Annotated in this window: 20 protein-coding genes and 2 tRNA genes; 12 read left to right on the top strand and 10 right to left on the bottom strand. The window is 63.5% G+C overall.

All coding sequences use genetic code 11. From position 1 onward, the window contains the following. Nucleotides 1–51: 51 nt before the first annotated feature. Entirely contained in the window at nt 52–564 is a 513-nt protein-coding gene (locus G6R31_RS01195; RefSeq protein WP_017871682.1) for a type II toxin-antitoxin system HicB family antitoxin, read from the top strand. A 3-nt stretch (nt 565–567) separates the two neighbouring features. Next, nucleotides 568–1,122 carry a hypothetical protein gene (locus tag G6R31_RS01190; RefSeq protein ID WP_152423789.1) on the top strand — a complete coding sequence of 185 codons (555 nt, stop codon included), beginning with the start codon at nt 568–570 and terminating at the stop codon, nt 1,120–1,122. Between the two features lie 137 nt (nt 1,123–1,259). Here the strand turns inward: G6R31_RS01190 and G6R31_RS01185 are convergent, their stop codons facing one another. Beyond that, nucleotides 1,260–2,072 carry an IS5-like element ISDra5 family transposase gene (locus tag G6R31_RS01185; RefSeq protein WP_010884088.1) on the bottom strand — a complete coding sequence of 271 codons (813 nt, stop codon included), beginning with the start codon at nt 2,070–2,072 and terminating at the stop codon, nt 1,260–1,262. A 157-nt stretch (nt 2,073–2,229) separates the two neighbouring features. On the opposite strand from G6R31_RS01185, the gene G6R31_RS01180 reads away from it, so the two are divergent. The 3 genes from G6R31_RS01180 to G6R31_RS01170 all read left to right on the top strand — a co-directional run bounded on the left by G6R31_RS01180 (nt 2,230) and on the right by G6R31_RS01170 (nt 7,137). After that, nucleotides 2,230–2,379, top strand: coding sequence for a hypothetical protein (locus G6R31_RS01180; RefSeq protein WP_017871837.1), 150 nt, complete (start codon nt 2,230–2,232; stop codon nt 2,377–2,379). 100 nt (nt 2,380–2,479) lie between these two features. Beyond that, nucleotides 2,480–5,839, top strand: coding sequence for a DUF4357 domain-containing protein (locus G6R31_RS01175; protein WP_152423818.1), 3,360 nt, complete (start codon nt 2,480–2,482; stop codon nt 5,837–5,839). Next, nucleotides 5,839–7,137 carry an McrC family protein gene (locus G6R31_RS01170; protein ID WP_017871839.1) on the top strand — a complete coding sequence of 433 codons (1,299 nt, stop codon included), beginning with the start codon at nt 5,839–5,841 and terminating at the stop codon, nt 7,135–7,137. The genes G6R31_RS01175 and G6R31_RS01170 overlap by 1 nt, the downstream gene beginning before the upstream one ends. Before the next feature lie 489 nt (nt 7,138–7,626). Here G6R31_RS01170 and G6R31_RS01165 read toward each other — a convergent pair. The 3 genes from G6R31_RS01165 to plsY all read right to left on the bottom strand — a co-directional run bounded on the left by G6R31_RS01165 (nt 7,627) and on the right by plsY (nt 9,090). Further along, a tRNA-Lys gene (locus G6R31_RS01165) sits at nt 7,627–7,701 on the bottom strand. 92 nt (nt 7,702–7,793) lie between these two features. Then, the gene (locus G6R31_RS01160) at nt 7,794–8,093 is read right to left on the bottom strand and encodes a hypothetical protein (RefSeq protein ID WP_017871840.1); all 300 of its coding nucleotides are present in this window, start codon (nt 8,091–8,093) and stop codon (nt 7,794–7,796) included. 400 nt (nt 8,094–8,493) lie between these two features. After that, nucleotides 8,494–9,090 carry a glycerol-3-phosphate 1-O-acyltransferase PlsY gene (plsY, locus tag G6R31_RS01155; protein ID WP_017871841.1) on the bottom strand — a complete coding sequence of 199 codons (597 nt, stop codon included), beginning with the start codon at nt 9,088–9,090 and terminating at the stop codon, nt 8,494–8,496. A gap of 284 nt (nt 9,091–9,374) precedes the next feature. On the opposite strand from plsY, the gene G6R31_RS01150 reads away from it, so the two are divergent. Next, nucleotides 9,375–9,800 carry a VOC family protein gene (locus G6R31_RS01150; protein WP_017871842.1) on the top strand — a complete coding sequence of 142 codons (426 nt, stop codon included), beginning with the start codon at nt 9,375–9,377 and terminating at the stop codon, nt 9,798–9,800. Then, the gene (locus tag G6R31_RS01145) at nt 9,797–10,159 is read left to right on the top strand and encodes a VanZ family protein (protein WP_017871843.1); all 363 of its coding nucleotides are present in this window, start codon (nt 9,797–9,799) and stop codon (nt 10,157–10,159) included. The genes G6R31_RS01150 and G6R31_RS01145 overlap by 4 nt, the downstream gene beginning before the upstream one ends. Nucleotides 10,160–10,200: 41 nt before the next feature. Here G6R31_RS01145 and G6R31_RS01140 read toward each other — a convergent pair whose 3' ends face one another. Beyond that, entirely contained in the window at nt 10,201–10,560 is a 360-nt protein-coding gene (locus tag G6R31_RS01140; protein WP_017871844.1) for a DoxX family protein, read from the bottom strand. 55 nt (nt 10,561–10,615) lie between these two features. On the opposite strand from G6R31_RS01140, the gene G6R31_RS01135 reads away from it, so the two are divergent. Next, a complete protein-coding gene (locus tag G6R31_RS01135) occupies nt 10,616–11,995 on the top strand; it encodes a dipeptidase (protein WP_017871845.1) in 1,380 nt (459 codons plus the stop codon). Nucleotides 11,996–11,997: 2 nt separating this feature from the next. Next, nucleotides 11,998–12,582 (top strand): phosphoribosylglycinamide formyltransferase, encoded by a 585-nt coding sequence (gene purN, locus G6R31_RS01130; protein WP_025568085.1) that lies wholly within the window; start codon nt 11,998–12,000, stop codon nt 12,580–12,582. A 632-nt stretch (nt 12,583–13,214) separates the two neighbouring features. Here purN and G6R31_RS01125 read toward each other — a convergent pair. Continuing rightward, nucleotides 13,215–14,329, bottom strand: a protein-coding gene (locus G6R31_RS01125; protein WP_164993948.1) for an IS630 family transposase whose coding sequence is annotated in 2 segments (ribosomal slippage) — nt 13,215–13,903 and nt 13,903–14,329 — 1,116 coding nt in all. Because the reading frame shifts where the segments join, the coding sequence is not laid out codon by codon here. A 37-nt stretch (nt 14,330–14,366) separates the two neighbouring features. After that, a complete protein-coding gene (locus G6R31_RS01120) occupies nt 14,367–15,074 on the bottom strand; it encodes a hypothetical protein (RefSeq protein WP_017871479.1) in 708 nt (235 codons plus the stop codon). Nucleotides 15,075–15,114: 40 nt separating this feature from the next. Between G6R31_RS01120 and G6R31_RS01115 the strand changes: the two genes are divergently transcribed. The 3 genes from G6R31_RS01115 (at nt 15,115) to G6R31_RS01105 (ending at nt 16,387) form a co-directional block, all read left to right on the top strand. Further along, entirely contained in the window at nt 15,115–15,669 is a 555-nt protein-coding gene (locus tag G6R31_RS01115) for a ribonuclease FAU-1 family protein (RefSeq protein WP_017871480.1), read from the top strand. A 36-nt stretch (nt 15,670–15,705) separates the two neighbouring features. Then, the gene (locus G6R31_RS01110) at nt 15,706–16,185 is read left to right on the top strand and encodes a PaaI family thioesterase (protein WP_017871481.1); all 480 of its coding nucleotides are present in this window, start codon (nt 15,706–15,708) and stop codon (nt 16,183–16,185) included. A gap of 112 nt (nt 16,186–16,297) precedes the next feature. After that, a tRNA-Ser gene (locus G6R31_RS01105) sits at nt 16,298–16,387 on the top strand. 53 nt (nt 16,388–16,440) lie between these two features. Here G6R31_RS01105 and G6R31_RS01100 read toward each other — a convergent pair. The 3 genes from G6R31_RS01100 to G6R31_RS01090 all read right to left on the bottom strand — a co-directional run bounded on the left by G6R31_RS01100 (nt 16,441) and on the right by G6R31_RS01090 (nt 20,359). Beyond that, the gene (locus tag G6R31_RS01100; RefSeq protein ID WP_017871482.1) at nt 16,441–17,622 is read right to left on the bottom strand and encodes an MFS transporter; all 1,182 of its coding nucleotides are present in this window, start codon (nt 17,620–17,622) and stop codon (nt 16,441–16,443) included. Nucleotides 17,623–17,652: 30 nt separating this feature from the next. Beyond that, nucleotides 17,653–18,081 (bottom strand): cobalamin B12-binding domain-containing protein, encoded by a 429-nt coding sequence (locus tag G6R31_RS01095; protein ID WP_017871483.1) that lies wholly within the window; start codon nt 18,079–18,081, stop codon nt 17,653–17,655. 118 nt (nt 18,082–18,199) lie between these two features. After that, on the bottom strand, nt 18,200–20,359 hold the full coding sequence (locus G6R31_RS01090) for a glutamine synthetase III family protein (RefSeq protein ID WP_017871484.1): 2,160 nt from the start codon (nt 20,357–20,359) through the stop codon (nt 18,200–18,202). Nucleotides 20,360–20,441: the final 82 nt, after the last annotated feature.

Raw genomic sequence — 20,441 nt, 5'->3', positions numbered from 1 at the left:
AGCTTTCTCAACTGATCTCTTAAGGCTCTTCAGAGAAGTAAGGATAAAAAAATGACGACTTTAGAACACAAAGGCTACGTCGGTAGTGTCACCTTTGACGCAGAGGCCGAAATCCTGCATGGCACGGTGATCAACACCCGTGACGTGATTACCTTTCAGGGCGAGAGCGTGACTGAAATCAAGACCGCATTCGTAGACAGCGTGGAGGATTATCTGGAATTCTGCGCTGAGTTGGGTCGTGAACCGGAAAAGCCGATGAGCGGCAAGTTTAATATCCGTATTTCGCCGCTGTTACATGCTCAAGCCGTGGCTACGGCAGCTTCCCTTGACATCAGTTTGAATAGGCTCGTTGAAGAGGCGCTATCGGAGAAAGTGGGACATAGCCGGGCCGTAGCAGCAGAAATTAGAGAAATTTTTGAGGAAGAGCCTTGTCGCAGCTCCATCAAAACAAGTTACACTCAGACCCTTTCCCGCGCTCTGGAACAGAATATTCGCTTCATGCCACCTCAAAGTATTTCCCTGAAGCAGGAAAACGAGAGCAAAAAGTCCAAGGTAGGAGGCTGAGCTATGCCCCGTGCTAAGGCAGAGCCTAAGACCCCAGTTCCAATGGACGGCGCTACATATAACCGCTTCGTAGCTGGAGTACATCCCGTCCGAATTGAGTTGAGCGAAATCGCTGCTCACGTCCAACCTTCTGATGCAGAGCAAATGACTCTCCAGGTGGAAAGCCAGTTTGAAACCAAGTGCATTAGCTCGGACGGCAAGTCCCGGAGTTTTCTCGTTGAAGCCCGGTTGCAATTGCACTTTTCAACCGGGGAGGGTCAGGAGGCTGGTCAATTCCTTTGCGTCTATCGCATGGCCTATCAATCGTCTGAGGCACTGACAGACGGCGCGGTTGATTTGTTTGTTCGGCGAAACGCTCCGCTGCAAGTGTGGCCTTTCATGCGCGAACTGGTCTTAAGCCTGACCCAGCGTTTCGGATGGGCTGGTTTTATGTTGCCCAGTTTCCTGATACCTCCTGCCTCAGCAGCTTCTGAAAATGCCTCGTCTCCTGTTCCAAAAGAGGGCACAGCAGCAAAAGACAAGAAACCGAGAAAAGCAAAGGCTGAGAAAAAGGAGTAGTTAGAGCATTTGACAAAAAGACGCAACGTCTTTTTGGCGAGCGGAGCGAGTGCAAAACACTGAGCAGGGCGGAGAATGGAGTGATGCGGGGTGCCGTTCCGCGCATCACGTAATTCGGAGAACTGCTCTAGAGGCTGTCAGGCTAGCGAGCCAAGAATTGGCTTTAATTTGTTTAGGAGCGTAACAGATACCGCGAGCCAGTGAAAGCCGAGGAGACTGCTTTGCAGCCTCTCCAAATCACGTGATAGACGGCGAAAACGTGCTGTCCAGGCGAATGTCCGTTCAACCACCCATCGCAACGGAAGCAGCACAAAGCCCGTCGCTCCAGTCGGGCGTTTCACCACAACAAGTTCCACATCGTTCAAGGAAGCATCAATCTGCGGCTGCTCTCCGGTGTACCCCTGGTCGGCGATAACGACATCAATGTGGTCACCAGTGACCTGCTGCACCTCGCGGCACAAGTCATAGACCTGCTCTCGGTCTTGCTCATTGCCAGGGGTGACGAGCAACGTCATGACATTACCCATCGTGTCGACAGCAGCGTGGATTTTGCTGCCCTTACGACGCTTTCCACCGTCATATCCAGCACGTCCGCCACTCTCGGGCGTGCTTTGCAGAGTGCGGCTATCCACGATGGCAACGGTAGGAACGCCCTCTTTGAGGGCGTCCTCGCGAACCAGTGAATGCAGGTCGTGAGCGAGGTTCTCGAAGCAACCTCGTTCAAACCACCGCATCAGTTGCTGATGGACAATTTTGTATGGCGGAAAGTCGTGTGGGAGGTACTCCCACTGACTCCCTGTGCGGCCAATCCACAGAGCGGCATTGAGGACTTCACGTATCGGGTAGACGCGCTGGTGAGCGTCTTCTGGAGCAAGCAGAAAGTAAGGCAGGATGAAGAGGTAAGTTTCGTCGTCCAGGTCGCTCTTGTAGGGTTTTCGCTCTGACAGCATGTCCCAGTTCTACACCCAGCCGTGACACCCTTACTATGCTATTTACATATTTTTTATAAAAAGTCAGATTGCTAGACTGACAGGCTCTAGAGCTTTCCGCCAAATTCGAGTCATGACTCCATCCCGTCCCAGTGAGCTTCCGCACGAGTCTCTCTGCATGAAGAAAGCCATCCTGTCGGTGTACAACGAACTTCTTACGCTGAGGCTGGAGCGCATTGGGGAGTATGTGAGCCGCGTGGAGCGCCTTGGACTGGGCGGGGACGTGGCTGGGGGCTGGCGGTCCACAACTGAGGGGGCGAAGGCATGACCCGACTGGTTGATGATTGGCGGAGCTTGGCGGCTGTGCGGCGTCAGCAAAGCACGAAATGGATTCTTCACCCGATCCCACACCAAACTGAGGAGACAAGATGACGGATTCACTTTCACCTGCGCCTTCGCAGGGGGCCGGGCCAACGTTTGAACTGAGGTCGGAGCACGGACAGGCCAGGGGTCAGCTGCGGGGGAACCAGTTCGTGGTGCTGGCGGGCAGCCACGCCAGAGCAGCCGAAGTGCCCTCACTGGCAAACCACGCCTACAATTCGCTGCGGCCCGCCCTGATCGCCCAGGGCAAATTGCAGGCGAACGCGGCAGGCCAGTTGATTTTTACCGAGGATGTTCCTTTCAACTCCGTCAGTGCCGCCGCCGTCGCCGTGCTGGGCCGCAGCGCCAATGGCAAGTTGGAGTGGCGGCTGGAGGCTCGGCCCGAAATCTCGTTCGGTGACTGGGCGGCCCAGACGCAGGGCGGCCCGGAGCAACCGACCGACGAGATCGAATCGGTGCAGAGCAGTTGGCAGCCTTTTTTTCACGCCCTGGCCGTCAAGGTGCTGGACTACCAGCAGCGTCAGCCCGAACTGGTGCAGGTGCTCAAAGACGCGGGCGTGGCCATCAACCACGATGAGGGGCAGCCGCTGGCCGAGATAGACCCTTTCACCTTCTTCTCGCTGATTCTCAAACATACGTCGGACGCCACGGCGCTGCCGCTCCTGGCGCGGGTGGGGGCGGGTCTGGGTCTCTCGCTCCCGGCCCCCACCGACCTGAAGGGCGTGCCCTGGAGCAACCCCATGAACGCCTGGTTCTTTGCCTACCGCAGCCAGAGGAAGGATTCGGATATTCCGACCCTGTGGGCGCTGGCACGTCAGGCCGTGGCGGGGCAACTGGACGCGCAGACCTTCAGGGAGGCCCTGGAAATTCGGAAGGTGGCCCTCCCGAAGCTCACGCAGGGGCTGTTCTGGCTCAATCCTGGGGCGTTCCTGGCACTCAACAGCGTCAATGTGCCCTTTTTGCAGTGGCACGGCGTCAAGACTGCGGGCAAGGTGCAGACGCTGGCCGAGTATCAGGAGGTGTTGCGGGCCGCCCAGGCACTGGCACCGGACTTCCTCTCTCTGTCCCATGCGGCGTGGCTACGGGGGCCGACCAGCAACAAAGTGGCGACGCTGAGGGACGGGCGCTTTCCCTTCACGGAATATCGGCAGGATGTGCAGGGACTGGTAGGCGACAAGGTCAAGGGCAACATGCTGCTGGAACAGCGTTACTCGCCGCTGCTGGTCGAACTGTTCCGGGAGGCCGAGCCTGAGCACCTGACCCCTTCACAGTCGGCCTACGGGGGCGGCCAGCAGTTGGCGGTCAAGGTCAGCTTGGGCGGCGGCGTGAAGATGAGCAGTGGGGTATTTGGACGCGCCCTGTTGTTTGCAGACGACAGCGGCTTTGAATATGTGCGCTTTCCGGCGGGCCTGACGTTGGAGATCGGCATTCCGGACGGCAAAGGCGACGGCCCCCGGCAAGCCCTGGAGAGGGAAAGTGTTCGGCAAGACCTGCTGGACGCGATGGTCAAGAGCTTGCCGCTCAGCACTCCGCCGACCCTGACACTCAACACGGATTTTGGCCCTCTCCAGTTGCTTCCCCTGACGCCGGAGGGGAGACAGGTCGCCAGTGACGCCCTGAGCACGTATGCGGCGGGCACGGGCAAAAGTCGGCGTCTGCGCGTGGGCATCTCACTGCTTCCCGCAGAGTTGGAAAGTCAACAGTTCACGCAACTTCTGGAAGCAGCCGTGAACTATGCCGATGAACTCAAGGCCGCCTTGGAACCCATCGCCCAGACCCCGGAGCGCCCCTCCCTTGATGACCTGGGCAAGGACGACGAAGAGGAGCTTGCTCCCAGTGTCGATGCCAGAATTCCCCTGAATCAGATTCTCTACGGCCCGCCAGGTACAGGGAAAACATACAATGTCGTCACTAAGGCTTTGGTCATTCTGGACGCAGGATTCATGGCCGGGCAACCTGACCGCCCGGCCATGAAAGCCCGCTACGACGAGCTTGTGGCCCAGGGTGCCATTTCGTTCGTGACCTTTCACCAGTCCTTCGGCTACGAGGACTTCGTTGAAGGCATCAAGCCTGTGATGCAGGGCGGACAACTGAGCTATGTGCTGGAAGACGGCATTTTTCTGGAAGCGGTTCGGGCGGCGGGCGGCGCGTTGCACCGGATGGGCGAACAGACAGCCCCCGCAGCGCGGGAGAGTGCCCTGGCGCAGACGCCGCAGCCAGAACCGTCGCCACTGCTCTCTCCCAATGCCCAGGTGTGGCGCATTTACATAGATGGTGGTGCGCCCATCAGCCAACTGCGCGACAAGGTGCTGGCGCGGGGCGAGATGCGCGTGGGGCACTTCGGGATGTCCCCACGGGACTGGAATACGGTCAGCGCCGACGAACTGCACAGCACCGCCGCCCTCTTCCGCGACGGCGTGCGCGTGGGCGACCTGGTCTTGCTGGCATCGGGGGTAGACACCGTATCGGCGGTGGGCGTGGTCACGGACGAGTACGCTTACGACCCGACCACTGATCCCACACTGAACCTGGAATATGTGCATAGCCGCACGGTGAACTGGCTGCAAACCGGGCTTAAGGCGAACGCTGAGGAATTGACGGGCAAGAGGTTTTCCCCGGTCACGCTCCAGCGGGTCAAGGACGTGAGCGCCGAAACAGTGCTGCAACGCCTGGGCATCGCGCCTTTGCCCTTCAAATCGCCCACCGCCAGCGAACCCGACCCGGTTCAAACCGAAGAAGCCGCGCCGCCGCGCCGTCACGTCCTGATCATTGACGAGATCAACCGTGGCAACGTCGCCAAGATTTTCGGTGAACTCATCACCCTCCTTGAAACTGGCAAGCGTGCTGGGCGGGCCGAAGCACTGACCGTCAAGCTGCCCCTGAGCCGCCGTGCCCTGAGTGTGCCGGACACCCTGTACGTGGTCGGCACCATGAACACCGCCGACCGCAGCCTCACCCAGCTGGACACGGCCCTGCGGCGACGCTTCACCTTCCAGCCGGTCTGGCCCGAGCCGGAGGTTTTGCGCGAACTGACGATCGACGGAATCACTCTGGACCTGCGCAAGTTCCTGTATGCCATCAACGAGCGCATTGAGCGTCTGCTCTCGCGCGAACAGATGATCGGGCATGCCTACCTGCTGGACATTCCGGGTGATCTGCCCGGGGTAGCGGGCGCCCTGCGCGAACGCATCCTGCCGCAGCTCGAAGAGTATTTCTTCGACGATTGGGGCAAGATCCGGGAGGTGCTGGACGACCCCCACAAGGAAGAACACCTGCAATTCGTTCAGGAACGCAAAATCGGCGGCGAAAAACGCCACCGCATCAACGAGGCGGCCTTTGGCGAACTGGAAGCCTTCCGCCTGGTGTACTCGCGCCTGAGCGACGACACCTTCCCCTTTGAAGCCTGATGGAAACCCACCTCACTTTGCGGGAGCACGACACCCTGGTCAGAGGTGAAGTGACGGCGCAGGGAGAGTGGAACGTCAGTACCCTGGCAGCTGAAGCCTTTGACGCTCTGCAAGCCCTGCTGACCGATAAGAGCGGCGAACTGGGTCCGGTAGCCACGCCGACCAAATTCAGTGGCAAGGACGCGCTCAAGCTCACCCAGTGGGTCGGGCTGATCCGCACGCCAGATGGCACGGCGGTGGAGATCTTACCCAAGACCCACGAGCGTCCTGGCTCACGTCATCACGACCCGGTGAATTCTCTGCGAATGAGCCGCGAAGTGCTGATGCGGATGCTGGTTGCCACCGACGAGCGTTTCCGTGCGGCTCCACCTGCCGACCTCGACCCCGCCAGGATGCCCCTCTTCGAGATGTTGCTGCGCTCGGTGCTGGAGGGCATCAAGCTGGCCGTCAGGCGAGGTGTGCCTCATATGTATGTGGCTGTGCAGGAGGAGCGGGCCAGCTTCAGAGGCCGCCTTGACCTGCCACGTCAGACCAGGCAACTGCCGCAGCGCCGACACCTGCTTCACGTCCAGTACGACGAGTTTTTACCAGATCGGCCAGAAACCCGCTTGACGCGCCTGACCGCCCAGCGCGTTCTCCGCCTCAGTCGTGTGGAGAGCACGAGGCGGCTGGCCCGTGAACTCTTGGTGGCTTTAGATGATGTGCCGCCCAGCCAGAACATTGACCGCGACTTCGCGCAGTGGCGTCTGGAGCGTGGGCACGTTCACTTTGCGCCCCTTGAGGGGCTGTGTCGCCTGGTACTCTACGAACTCAACCCCTTGGTCGGGGGAATGGCGGCGAGAGCGCAAGCGGTGCTGTTCGATATGAACAAGGTGTACGAGTCCTATGTGGCCTGGCTTCTGCGGGAACAGCGACCCAAGTGGACGATTCAGACGCAGGTCACGGAGGCTGCCCTGGGGACTGCGGGGACGCAAAGGGCTTTCCCGCTGCGGCCCGACTTGCTGATCACGACGGAGACTGGGCAAGTCATCGTGGCCGATACCAAATGGAAGCGGTTGAAGCCAGAAAAGGCCCCGACCTACGACATCCCGAATGCCGATGCCTACCAAATGCTGGCCTACAGCGAGGTCTTTCAGGCACAGCAGGCCATCAAGGAGGTGTGGTTGATCTATCCCCACCTTCCTGGGCTGCCGGAGAGTTTGACGCCCATCGCGCTGCCTGGAGAGCGCGTGCTGCAACTGTGCACGGTCAGGCTGTCGGATTCTTTTCCAATGGCCCCAGGAGCATCAGCGTCCTGATGGGGTGAAGCGTGATCGTTCTGGTCACGCAGTCACAGCCATACAGAGCATTTGACAAAAAGACGCAACGTCTTTTTGGCGAGCGGACTGGGACAGCTCGCAGAGAGCGAGTGCAAAACACTAAGCAGGGCGGACTTGCAAAGCTGCGAAGCAGACTGGGACAGCTCCGCAGGAGAGAATGGAGTGATGCGGGGTGCCGTTCCGAGCATCACGTAATTCGGAGAACTGCTCTAAGCGAACAGCTTCTTCGCACGCTGGAGTGCGCGTTCGCTTTCTCGCGCAAGCCATGCAGCCCTCTGATACGGATTCCGCTAAATTCCTGCACAGTCGGGAAAGCGCCGCCTGTGCATCCATATCGCGGAATCCGTATTTTTTCCTACTCGCATCCGCTCTGCTGCGCAGCTTTGCAAGTCGGATTGAATCTGAAACTACCAGATTCAATCGGAATCCGTATAAACAGAAAACCCCGCACGGGGCGGGGCTTATTTCTGGTGGGTCGCCTCGGACTCGAACCGAGAACCCGCTGATTAAAAGTCAGCTGCTCTACCATTGAGCTAACAACCCGAACCGGATGGCGTAGGGACCGCCAAAGCAGCGAGGGGGAAGATAGCATCTGTCGCCACCCAGCGCAAGACGCCACAGCACAAGCCCGGCACTCAGCGCCGCTTGCGCAGAAAATTGAGCCACCCGGCCTTCTGTGGCGCGGCTGCGGGCGCCATGTCTCCCAGGGCCATCTCGGGGTCGGGGTGGGGTGCGGTCTGCCACTCCTCGCCCACGGCAATCAGTCCGCCGTACCGTCCCGCCGCGTAGAGGGCGTGCCTGTGCTCCTCCTCCGGCGTGCGGGCGCGGGGGTCGGCCATCGCCTCAAGCATGGAGCGCAGACTGTCGTCCTCACAGTCCCAGCAGCCCTGAGAAAAGCTGGCTTCGATGCCGTAAATGCGGATTCTGACGGGCATGGACCCTCCGTGAAATGAGCAGGAGCAGTTGCAGGCCACCGGGTGCGGGCCGCAGGCAGATTGTCGAGCGGCGTCCAGCATAGCGCGGCGGCCTGCCCCTGACGGAGAGCGCTGTTTATCTTTGCCCAGTGCCCCCCCGCGCCCGCAGAACATACGGCGCAGAGCAGACTTCAGCCACTGTGGCTTTCAGGAAGCAGAGTTTTGGGAAGTCGATGTCCCCAGGTGCTTTTCCTGAAGCCCTCTCATACAAGTTTGAACTATACTACGCGCATCCAGAAAAAGCACCTGAATGCGCTCCGCTTCGCTCAAACTTGTATATTCTTCTACTCGCTCTGCTTCGCAGCTTTGCAAATCCGCTCGGAAAATAGATTTTATAGGAAATCTATTTTTCAAAGTGGCATCAGGACACCTTTTCGCCCAGCCGCCGCTCGGTGCCTGCCTGCAATTTGCGGACATTTTCCCGATGTTGCCACACCAGCAGCGCGGCGAGAAACAGCACGGCGGCGCGGTCCCAGTCGGGGCGCGGCAACACGAGGACCAGCGCAGCCACGATGAACGCCCCCATGATGCTTCCCGCACTCACGAAGCGGGTCAGCCACATGCAGGCGATGGCGAGGACGAAGGCGACCAGTCCGATCACCGGGTCGAGTATGGCGATCACCCCGAAACTGGTCGCCACCCCCTTGCCCCCCCGGAAGCCCAGAAAGGGGCTGAAGTTGTGCCCGATCACCGCCAGCAAGCCGCACAGCGCGGCCCAGCCCTCGCTGAGGCCCAGGGTGCGGGCGAGCAGCACCGCCAGCACGCCCTTGAGGATGTCGAACACCGCGACGGCCAGGGCCGGTCCCTTGCCCAGCGAGCGCAGCACGTTGGTGGCGCCGCTGTTGCCGCTGCCGACCTTGCGAATGTCCACGCCCCGCGTCCGTGCCAGCCACGCCGCCGCCGGGACCGCGCCGATGAGGTAGGAGAGCAGAAGGGCGAGCAGCGCGGTCGGGGTCACGGTTCAGAGTGTAGCGGGCGGCCCCGCCTACGAGAAAAACCCTGGTCCCGGTTCATTTTTGTTCTTGCCGCCTGTTCCGGGCGGTAGAGCATTTGACAGAAAGACGCCACGTCTTTTTGGCGAGCGGACTGGGACAGCTCGCAGAGAGCGAGTGCAAAACACGGAGCAGTGCGGACTTGCAAAGCTATGCGGGGCAGCTCTGCGAGTCCGGAGGAGAGAATGGAGTGATGCGCGGTGCCGTTCCGCGCATCACGTCATTCGGAGAACTGCTCTAAGCTGGGGCCATGCTGCTCGACCACGTCGCCATCGTCACCCCCGATCTGGACCAGGGCGCCGCGCCTTATGTCGCGCTCGGCCTGCGTCCCGAAGGCCCCGACGAGGACGTGGGCACCCAGGGCGTGCGCGTCCGGGCCTTCGTGGTGGGCGAAACCCTCATCGAGTTGCTGATGCCCACCCGCCCCGACAGCCCCATCGCCACCTTCCTGGAAAAAAGAGGCCCGGGCCTGCACCACACCGCCTACCGGGTCGAACACCTCGACGCCGAGATGACGCGGCTGCGCGGCGAGGGCGCCCGCTTCCTGTCCGAGACGCCGGGACCGGGCCGCGCCGGAACCCGCGTGGCCTTTTTGCATCCCAAATGGGGCCAGGGCACCCTCATCGAACTCGTCGAGCATCCTGCGGGCGGGCACGCCCACGGCGCCGTCCGTTGAGCCGCCGCCCCCCCCAACGGCGCTGGTGGCTGCCCGCGCTGGCGCTGCTGGCGGCCATCTGGACCCTGAGCAGCTCCGCCGACACGCCGGGGCCGCCACTGGCCCACCCCTTTGACTGGCTCGCACACTTCGTCACTTACCTCGCGCTGGGCTACTGCCTGGGCCGCGCCACTGGGCGACCCCTGACCGCGCTGGTGCTCGCCGCGTGGTGGGGCGCGCTCGACGAGGTGCATCAGGCGTTCGTGCCGGGGCGTGAAGCGGGCCTTACCGACTGGCTGTTCGACTTTCTGGGCGCCCTGATCGGCGCGGGCGTGGCCGGACGGCGCCGTTCCTTGCCGGAGGAAGGGCCCGAGGCCTGAACCTCTCTGTCGGCGTCCGGTCTTCTCGAGGTCGTGTGCCTTCAGCGTCCGGCGCGGGACACCCACCACGCCAGCAGCGGTTGCAGCGGCAGGCGGGCAAGCGCGACCCACGGGGGCGTGCCGAACTTTTCCGGATGCTGCGCCATGTAGAGATTGGCCGGAAAAACGGCGACCAGCAGCGCGAGCAGGCCCCAGCGGGCAGCGGGCCGGGTGGCGGGGTGCAGCAACCCCAGTCCGCCCGCGATTTCCGCCGCGCCGCTGACCAGCGTGGCGGTGCGCGGACTCACCGGCACCCACGGCGGCACGATCCGGTCGAAGAATTGGGGCCTGAGAAAGTGCAGGACGCCGATGGCGCCGAAGCCCAGCGCGAGAGGCAGGACGGAGCGGGGAGGGCGGTTCATGGCTCACCCTGCCATCCCGCCAGCCGACGTTTGCCCCGGCGTATCCTGACAGGTGATGACCTCACCTGATCTGTCCGCTCTGCTCGACCGTGAGCAGGCCAACGCCGAACTGTTCGAGCTGCTGCGTATTCCCTCGGTGAGCGCCGACCCCACGCGCAAGGCCGACATGACCCGCGCCGCCGAGTGGCTGCAACTCAAATTGCAGTCGCTGGGCTTCGCGGCCCGCGTGGACACCACGCCCGGCCACCCCATCGTGTACGCCGAGCGCCTGAACGCCCCCGGCAAGCCCACCGTGCTGATCTACGGCCACTACGACGTGCAGCCCGAAGCGCCGCTGGAAGAGTGGGTCACGCCTCCTTTCGAGCCGACCATCCGTGACGGACGCATCTACGCCCGGGGCAGCACCGACGACAAGGGGCAGGCGTTCGCGCACGTCAAGGGCGCGGAGCTGCTGCTCTCGCAGGGTGAGCTGCCGGTCAACGTCAAGTTCCTGCTCGAAGGCGAGGAGGAAATCGGCAGCGCCAGCATCGGCGACTACCTCACCGCGCACCGGGAAGAACTGAAGGCCGACGTGATCGTGGTGTCCGACGGCAGCCGTTTCGCCCCCGACGTGCCCACCATCACCTACGGCGTGCGCGGCCTGAGCTACGTGGAAATTCACGTGCAGGGCGCCAACCGTGACCTGCACTCCGGCAGCTACGGCGGCGCGGCGCCCAACCCCATCAACGCGCTGTGCGACATCATCGCCCGGCTCAAGGACGAGCAGGGCCGCGTCACCATCCCCGGCTTCTACGACGGCATCGAGCCGCTGACCGACGAGGAGCGGGCGATGTGGGCCAGCTTGCCCCACTCCGACGACGAGTTCGCCGCCAGCATCGGCGTGCCTGCGCTGCCCGGCGAGGAAGGCTACACCACGCTGGAGCGCATCTGGGGCCGTCCGACCCTCGACGTGAACGGCATCTGGGGCGGCTATCAGGGCGAAGGCTCCAAGACGGTGATCGCCGCCAAAGCGGGCGCCAAGGTGTCCATGCGACTGGTGCCGGGGCAGGACCCCGACCGGATTACGCAGCTCATCAAGGACTACGTGCCCACCATTGCGCCCAGGGGTGTCAAGGCCGAAGTCATCGGGCACCACGGCGGGCAGCCGGTCAAGTTCGACACGAACAGCGTGTGGGTGCAGGGCGCGAATCGGGCCTTGAAACGCGTGTACGGGCGCGAGGCCGCCTTTGCCCGCACCGGCGGGAGCATTCCCATCGTGGCCGACTTCGACCGCATCCTTCAGACCCCGGTGCTGTTCGTGGACCTCGGCCTGAACGAGGACGCGCCGCACTCGCCCAACGAAAGCTTCGCGGTGGCCGACTACCACAACGGCATTCTGACCAGTGCCTACCTGCTTCAGGAACTCGGCAGCGAGCAGCCGGGAGCGGCAGATTGACCCTGCGCCTCGCGTTTCTCGCCTCGCACGGGGGCAGCGCGGCGCGGGCACTCGTGCAGGCGTGCCGCGCCGGGGAGCTGGGCGCCGAAGCTCTCGCCCTGGCAAGCAACAACAGCCGCTCCCCGGCGCTGGCGTGGGCGCGGGAAGCAGGACTCCAGACCGCCCACCTCAGCAGCGCGAAGTACCCGGACCCGGACGACCTCGACGCCGCCATCCGTGACTTTCTGCTCGCGTCGGGGGCCGACACCCTGATTCTCAGCGGGTACATGAAGGCGCTGGGGCCGCGCACGCTGGGCGCCTTCGCCGGGCGGGTGCTCAACATTCACCCCAGCCTGCTGCCCCGGCACGGCGGACGCGGGCTGTACGGCGACCGGGTCCACGAATCGGTCCTGGCGAGCGGCGACCCGGAAAGCGGCGCCACCGTTCACCTCGTCACGGCGGGCATCGACGAGGGATCGGTGCTGGAGCAGGTGCGGGTGCCGGTGCTGCCCGGCGACACGCTGGACACCCTGAAAGCCCGCGTGCAGGCCGAGGAAGCGGCGCTGATGCTGCGAGCGGTGCGGAACTTCGCGGCGCAGCACGGCTAAAGCGAGTGTCAGAGGCGGAAGGTGGCTCCCGAGCTGCCTTCCGTTTTTATTAGAGCTTTCAAGCCCTGCTCGAGCGTCACCTTTCGCCTACCGCCCCCTAAAAAGCTGAGAAACGCAGGATTCCAGGGCCGTCGGGCGCGCAGCGTACGGGCCGCACGCGAACCAGAAACCCTATTCTCTCAGACCGCCCGTGCAACCGAAAATCACCGCCTGCCAAGCGATATCACCGCCAGGTGCATAGCGCCAGCGTCTAGAGCAGTTCTCCGAATTACGTGATGCGCGGAACGGCACCCCGCATCACTCCATTCTCCGTCCTGCTCAGTGTTTTGCACTCGCTCCGCTCGCCAAAAAGACGTTGCGTCTTTTTGTCAAATGCTCTAAGCCCCTGTCCCCCCTGGGGATAGGGGTTTGGGGTTGGGGCCAAAAGCTAAAGCTGAAGCCATTACGCCCTTGCCACGCCACCCCCGTCATCCCTGCACCAACTGCCCGAGAGCATTGGACATAAGAGAGCCACCGCCAAAAGATCCTTCTGCCGAGCGACTTTTCGGCCTCCCTCAGCTCAGGCAGAGGGTCGAAAAAGCAACCCTTCTTCTGTTAAATGCGCTAGTGGATGACCAAGGGCATGATTGAGGCTATTCGACTTGCTTGTAGTGACGCGCCATTTTGCCTCTTGCTGCCTGGGTCGTGAATTCCCAATTCACTTTGACTGCCCTGGCGTTTCTGTGCCGCTCCCAGGCGGCAACTTCCGTCTCAAGTGCTTCTTTCGCCGCTATACGGCGATCCAGACACTGACGTTGCAGAGCGGCCCATTCCATCTCGGCCATATTCAGCCAGGACGCGTGTTTTGGCGTATAGATCCACTCGAACCGCTTTCTCAAGCGGTTCGCTTCTTCTGCGGGCAATGTGTCGTAGAGCGCTGCTGGTGAATGGGTCGAAAGCTGGTCCTGGATCAGCCGGATTTTCTTCGCCTCTGGGTAGCGTCGATCCAATGCTTGCAAACGAGCTGCGTATTCCTGTGACGTTCGCCGCTCAGTCACCGTCACACTGCGCTGCCCCGTCAGCGGCTCAAATTCGATAAAGAGATTAACTGTCCCACAGCGCTTGTACTCGTGATCGACCCGTGCCGGGTATCCCGGCACGGGTGGGAGCGGCTCACGAACATGATCGAGAAGCTGGACAGATTTTTCATCGAGGCAGACCACTGGATATTCAGGGTCATAGGGCAAAGCGTACGTATCCAGCACTTCCTCCATACGCCAGACAAAGTCTGCCCCTACTTTGGAGACGCACCAGCTCTCGACCTGCCAGGGTTTGAGTGCGTTTTTTTAAGCGTTTTTCGGACGGTCTCATCAGAAATACTGTCTACGACGCCTAAAGCGACAAGACGATCAGCGAGAAGCTGCATCGTCCACTTCGCGTACCCCTCTGGCGCATCCGAGCAGGTTTCTGCGATCAGGATCGCCGTGGCTTTCGGATCAAGTTTTGGGGGCTGCTTGGGGCGCGGTTTTTCGTAAAGAGCAGCAGCTACCCCGTCAGTCGCATATTTTCTGCGGATTTGACCGATCATTCCTTTGCTGACGGCCAGCCGTTCAGCGATCACCTTGTCATGCAGCTGTTCATCTGCCAGGAGAAGGACACGTGCGCGAGTCATGACTCGCGCACTGATCATTCCCTTCTTCGTCATATCGATGAGCTTCTGACGCTCAGCTTCAGGAAGGTTGACGACGAATCGCTTTTGGCGTCCCATGCAGCATTATAAGCCTTCTCATGCCCTTGGTCATCCACTAGTTCCGGCCTTCTGGCACGACATACTCGATTTCACGGCGGTGCACGTAGGTTCTCTCACTGCCGGGCCGGTTGCTGGACGCCTCGATTCGCATTTCGGTCCAGTGGCCGTAGTCGTCATCCTGATAAGTGGTGCGGCTGACTTCGAAGATGTCGTCGAGATTGCTGTAGGACTCGTTGTAGATTTCGCGGCCCGCCGCATCGTATTCGCGCAACTCCACCGTGATGAGGCCGTCGGGGTAGGACGACGTGACCTCTTCCCGGCGGTGCCCACCTTCCTGCGGCAGCTGGGGCAGCACGGTGCTTTCGACCCAGCCCATGTCGCTGTCCGACACCTGCTCGTACACGCTGGCCGACACCAACTGCTCGCCGTCGAACACCCGCCGCGCCACCTCGCGCAGGGCGCCGCGCAGCCCTTCTTCCTCGCGCACCGGGCGCCCGGCTTCGTCGAAATGGGTGAGATGGACCCAGGTGTCGGGGGCCTGTTCCTCGCGCGGTGTGTAGGAGATGGTCAGCGTCCGCGCTTCGGGGTCGGCCCATTCGTAGCCGGTCACAGACGGGGAACGCTGAATCAGGCTCAGGCCGTCGGCCGCCCACTCCGCCGTGCGGGTTTCCATCGGGGCGTGGGTCACGATGCGGCGCACCTGCCCCGTGTCTCCGAGGTCGTGGCGGCGGCGCAGGGCGGCGAGGGGTCCACTGGCAGGCATGCCCCCACTTTGCCTGCTGGCGGGTGCCCTAAGCTCAGGCATGAAACACAAACGCGCCGATTACCGGAACTGGCACCGGGTGGAGCCGGGCACCGGCGAGCAGACGCAGCTGGAACTCCCCGGCGGCTGGCTGGTGGACTACCGCGCCGGACAGGTCCTTAAGCCTCTGCACGTGCCGGTGTGCGGTCAGCAGCGCACCATCCTCGACACGGGCTACCGCTGGGTTCACTACGCCCCGCGTGACCGGCAGCACGCGCTGACCGTTCACCTCGACCCGGCGGGGGTGCCGCAGCAACTTTACGTGGACATCTGCGCGGGCAGCGGCGTGGACGCGGACGGCTGGCCCTACACCGACGACCTGTATCTGGACGTCATCGCCCTGTGCGAGGTGCAGCCGGGTGGACGGTGGCACGTCACCGAAACCGAAATCATTGACGTGCCGGAACTCGAAGACGCCGTGCACAACGGCAAGGTCACGCCCGCGCAGTATGACCTCGCCTGGGCCGAGGCCCGCGCCGTGGAAGCCGCCTTGCGGGCGCAGGAGTTCGCGCCGCTGGAGGTGGTGCGCAGTTACCTGACCGACCCGTATACTTGAACCGAGTCCAAATTCACCCCACCGATGAGGTTCCCCATGACGCAGCAACCCCTACCCGCCCCCGCCGCCGACGCGGTCAAAGCCGCCCTGCACGCCATTCCCATGAACGCCACCGTCGGTGTGCACATCACCGATGTCGGCCCCGGCTGGGCGACCGGCGAGTGCCCCGACACGCCGCCCTTTCGCAACCACCTGGGCACCATTCATGCTGGAGCGCAGTTCCTGCTCGCCGAGGCGGTCAGCGGGGCAGCGTTTGCGGGCGCCTTCGTGCAGTACGTCGGCGAAGCGGTGCCGCTGATCGAAAAGCTCGACACCCACTACGTGGGCCGCGCGGTGGGCGACCTGACCGCCCGCGCCGAGATCGACCCGGCCACGCTGCCCGCCGCCTACGCCGAGTACGGGGCCGATGGCCGCGCCCGGCTGCTCGTGCGCGTCACGGTCAAGGACGGCGAGGACAAGCCGGTGATGGAAGCGCAGGCGCACTGGTATCTGCGCCGCCGCCCGCAGGACAAATAAGCGAGTCAGGCCAGGGGCCGGTTTTCCTTGACCTGGCCCCTGCCTCTGGGCTAATGTGTCTGCCGCTGCTGGAACTGGGCCTGCCCAGGAGTTCAGTCGTCAGTCCAGTTGTGGAACGGTGTCCGAGTGGTTGAAGGAGCACGCCTGGAAAGCGTGTATAGGGGCAACTCTATCGAGGGTTCGAATCCCTCTCGTTCCGCCAGAATTGAAAAAAAGACCGCACCTGCCTGGGCGGTCTTTTTTCTTTGGTCGGTGTCAATGGCTTTGCCCGCGACGATGGCCCGCCCGCCACGCGCTCAGCAGCGGCAGCAGCGACAGTGCGGCGCACACGTAAGCCAGCGCCGGAAAGCCCGAGCGCGCAATCACCACGCCGCCGAGCAGCGTTCCGGCCCCCGCCGCCACGTAGCCGAGGCCGTCGGTCACGCCCTGCGCGGCGGGAAACCGGGCCATTTCCTTGCTGCCGCTGACATTGACGAGGTTCCAGCCCAGACCCAGCAGGAACATGCTGACCGCCAGCCACGTGTGCCCCGGCAGCGGCGCGCTCAGGGCGGCGGCGGAGAGCAGCAGGGCGCCCGACACGTAGCCCGGACGCACACCCACCCGGTCAATCAGCGGGCCGGTCAGCCACCCGAACCCGAACATGCCCAAGATGTGCCCGCTGATCAGACCGGCGATGCCCGCGTGGTCCATTCCCATTTCGTGGGCGCGGTGGGGGGTCAGGCTCATCAGCGTGACCATCAGGCCCTGCGCCGCAGCGAGGGCCAGCGCCGTGCCGCGCACCCCCGGCAACGCGAAGGCTTGCCGCAGCGGAAGCCGGGCCGCCGCCGCCCCCGGCGCACGCAGCGGGCGCCACAGCCCCATCAGCCCCGCCGCCACAGCGAGGAGCACGCCGCCCAGCAACCAGCCGAAGATTTCCGCCGTGGTCCCCAGGCTCGCCGCCGCCCGCTCGATGGGGTGCGAGAAGCCGGTCATCAGGAACGAGCCCACCACGCTCATCAGCATCAGGGCGCCGAGTGCGGTGCCGCGCCGCTCCTCGGACACGCTCTCGGCCACCGCGTAGCGCGCCTGTTGGTAGCCGCCCTGCGCCGCGCCCATCAGCGCCGCCCCGACCAGAAAGACCGGCAGCGACCCCAGCTTGCCCCCGGCAAACCCCGCCACCGCGCCGAGTGCCCCCACCGTGAACGCCAGGCCCAGCCCCAGCCGCCGTCCGCGCGCGAGCATCAGCGCCCCGAACAGCCCCGCCGAGAGCGCCGCCGACGTGCTGATGAGGGTGGAGGGCAGCCCCACCAGCGACTCGAATCCCAGGTTGCCGACCACCAGCGCGGCCAGGATGGTGCTGACGTTGACCGCGCCTGTGGCGAGGGCCTGCGCGGCATAAAGCGGAAACAGCCGCCCCAGGTTCAGGGAAGCGGCTGGGACGGCGGCAGAATCGGACACCGGGACAGTGTAGTGCGGCGCACGGGCGGCTCAGCCTTCACCCAGTCGGGTCCAGCGCTCCCTGACCGCCTCGCGCAGGTAGGCGGCGGCGTCCTCGGTGCTGGCGCCGGGGGTAAAGACCTGGCCCACGCCCATTTCTTTCAGTTTGGGCAGGTCCTGGTCAGGGATGATGCCCCCGCCGAACACGATGATGTCCTCCGCGCCCTGCTGGCGCAGCAACTCGGTGACTTCCCTGAAGTAGTGCATGTGCGCGCCCGAAAGCACGCTCAGGCCGATGGCGTCCACGTCTTCTTGCACCGCAGCGTTCACGATCATGTCGGCAGTCTGGCGCAGGCCGGTGTAAATGACTTCCATGCCCGCGTCGCGCAGCGCCCGCGCCACCACTTTGGCGCCCCGGTCGTGCCCGTCCATGCCGGGCTTGGCAATCAGGACCCGTATACGGCGGTCTGTCCCGTCCATCTGTCTTCCTCCTGTTGGTGCTGGTCTGCCCGGCATTCTAACGGGCGTTAGGCATTCAGGGGGCAAGAGAGCAAAACGCCGCCCCTCACGTGGAAGGGCGGCCTCCGAACCCGGAGTTTTATTTGACGAACAGCATCTGACGGTAGGTGGGCATCGGCCAGTGCTTGAAGCTCATGATGCCCTCGAGCTTGTCGGCGGCGGCGCGCACCTCGTGCATGGCGGGCAGCACCCGGTCGCGCATGTGGTAGGCCTTCTCGTGGACTTCCTCGCCGCCAAGGTCGTTGTTGACCGTTCGCAGGCCGTCGAGCGCGTCGTAGAGTTCGTCGGCGAGGCGGGTCACTTCGCCGCTGATGCCCTGCACGGCGCGGCTTTCGCCCGCCCGCCCGAGTTCACCGAGGTAGGTCACGGCGGCGGGCAGAATCTGCGTCTGGGCCATGTACTGGGTGGTTTCGCCCTCGATGTTCACGGTCTTGAAGTAGATGTCGTACATGATTTCCTGCCGGGCGGCGAGTTCGCGCTCGTTCAGGATGCCGTGCTTCTCGAACAGTTCGAGGTTCTTGGGGTCAGTGAGGTGCTCGACCGCGTCGAGGGTGGTCCGCAGGTTGAGCAGGCCGCGCTCCTTCTCGGCTTCCTGGTGCCACGCCTCGGAGTAGCCGTCGCCGTTGAAGACGATGCGCTGGTGCTTCTTGTAGGTGTCACGCACCACCTCGGTCACGGCGTGGGCGAGGTCGGCGCCGCTGCGGAGCTTGCCCTGGAGTTCGCCGGTCAGTTGCTCGACGCTCTCGGCGATGATGGCGTTGAGCACCGTCACGGGAAAGGAAATGCTCTGCGAGCTGCCCACCGCGCGGAACTCGAACTTGTTGCCGGTAAAGGCGAAGGGGCTGGTGCGGTTGCGGTCCCCGGCGTGTACCGGAATCTCGGGCAGCACCTGACTGCCCAGGCCCATCAGCCCCGCCGAGTGGCTGCTGCCGCCCTCGCCACTGAGGATGCGCTCGAAGATGTCGGTCAGTTCGTCGCCCAGAAACACGCTGAGGATGGCGGGCGGCGCTTCGTTGGCCCCCAGTCGCCAGTCGTTGCTGGCACTGGCGACGCAGGCGCGCAGCAGCGCCTGGTAGTCGTCCACCGCCTTGATGACCGCCGCGCAGAAGAACAGGAACTGCATGTTCTCGCTGGGGGTGTCGCCGGGGTCGAGCAGGTTCTCGCCGTGGTCGGTGCCCATGCTCCAGTTGCAGTGCTTGCCCGAGCCGTTGACGCCCGCGAAAGGTTTTTCGTGCAGCAGACACACCAGACCGTACTTGCGGGCGGTGGTCCGCAGCACCTGCATGATGAGCTGCTGGTGGTCGGCGGCGATGTTGGAGTCCTCGAAGATCGGCGCGATCTCGAACTGCCCCGGCGCCACCTCGTTGTGGCGGGTCTTGACCGGAATGCCCAGCGCGTAGAGCTGCGTTTCGGCGTCGGTCATGAAGCTGAGCACACGGTCGGGGATGGCGCCGAAATAGTGGTCTTCGAGTTCCTGTCCGCGCGGGGGCCGGGCGCCGAAGAGGGTGCGCCCGGTCATGATCAGGTCGGGGCGGCGGTAGAAGTACTCCTCGGTAATCAGGAAATACTCCTGCTCGGCGCCCAGAGTGGAGCCCACGCGGGTGCCTTCGCTGGCGCCGAACAGTTCGAGCGCCGGGGCCACGGCCTTGTTCAGCGCTTCGACGGAGCGCAGCAGCGGGGTCTTGAGGTCAAGGGCTTCGCCCTTCCACGACGCGAACACGCTGGGGATGTACAGGGTGGCGCCGTTGGCGTGCCGCACGATAAACGCCGGGCTCGACGGGTCCCAGGCCGTGTAGCCGCGCGCCTCGAAGGTCGCCCGCAGGCCGCCCGAGGGAAAGGAGCTGGCGTCGGGTTCGGCCTGAATAAGCTCCTTGCCGGAAAACGACATGATCGCCACGCCGTCGCCCGCCGGGTTCAGGAACGAGTCGTGCTTCTCGGCGGTCGAGCCGGTGAGCGGCTGAAACCAGTGGGTGTAGTGGGTCGCGCCCTTTTCCATCGCCCAGGTCTTCATGGCGAGCGCCACAGTGTCGGCAATCGAGGCGTCGAGCGTTTCGCCGCGCTCGGCGGTCGCCTGCAACTTGCGGAAATCGGACTTGCTCAGCCGGGCACGGAGCTGGTCGAGCGTCAGCACGTCGCGGGCAAAGAGGGTGTCCACCAGTTCCTTGGGGCTGGCGGTCTGCTTGGCGTCCACGCGCCAGTTGCGCGCCACCGAGTTCACGTCGAAGTTCTGCTGGGTCATGGGACTCCTTCTCTGAAAGGGGGGGCGAAAGCCGACGGCCCGAAGTATAGGCGGGCCAGTGGCAAGGCGTCAAAGGTTCGTT

Origin of the sequence: Deinococcus wulumuqiensis R12, from assembly GCF_011067105.1 — a bacterium.
In the GTDB taxonomy this organism is placed as follows: Bacteria; Deinococcota; Deinococci; order Deinococcales; family Deinococcaceae; genus Deinococcus; species Deinococcus wulumuqiensis.
This window is presented reverse-complemented; position numbering and strand designations above follow the sequence as displayed.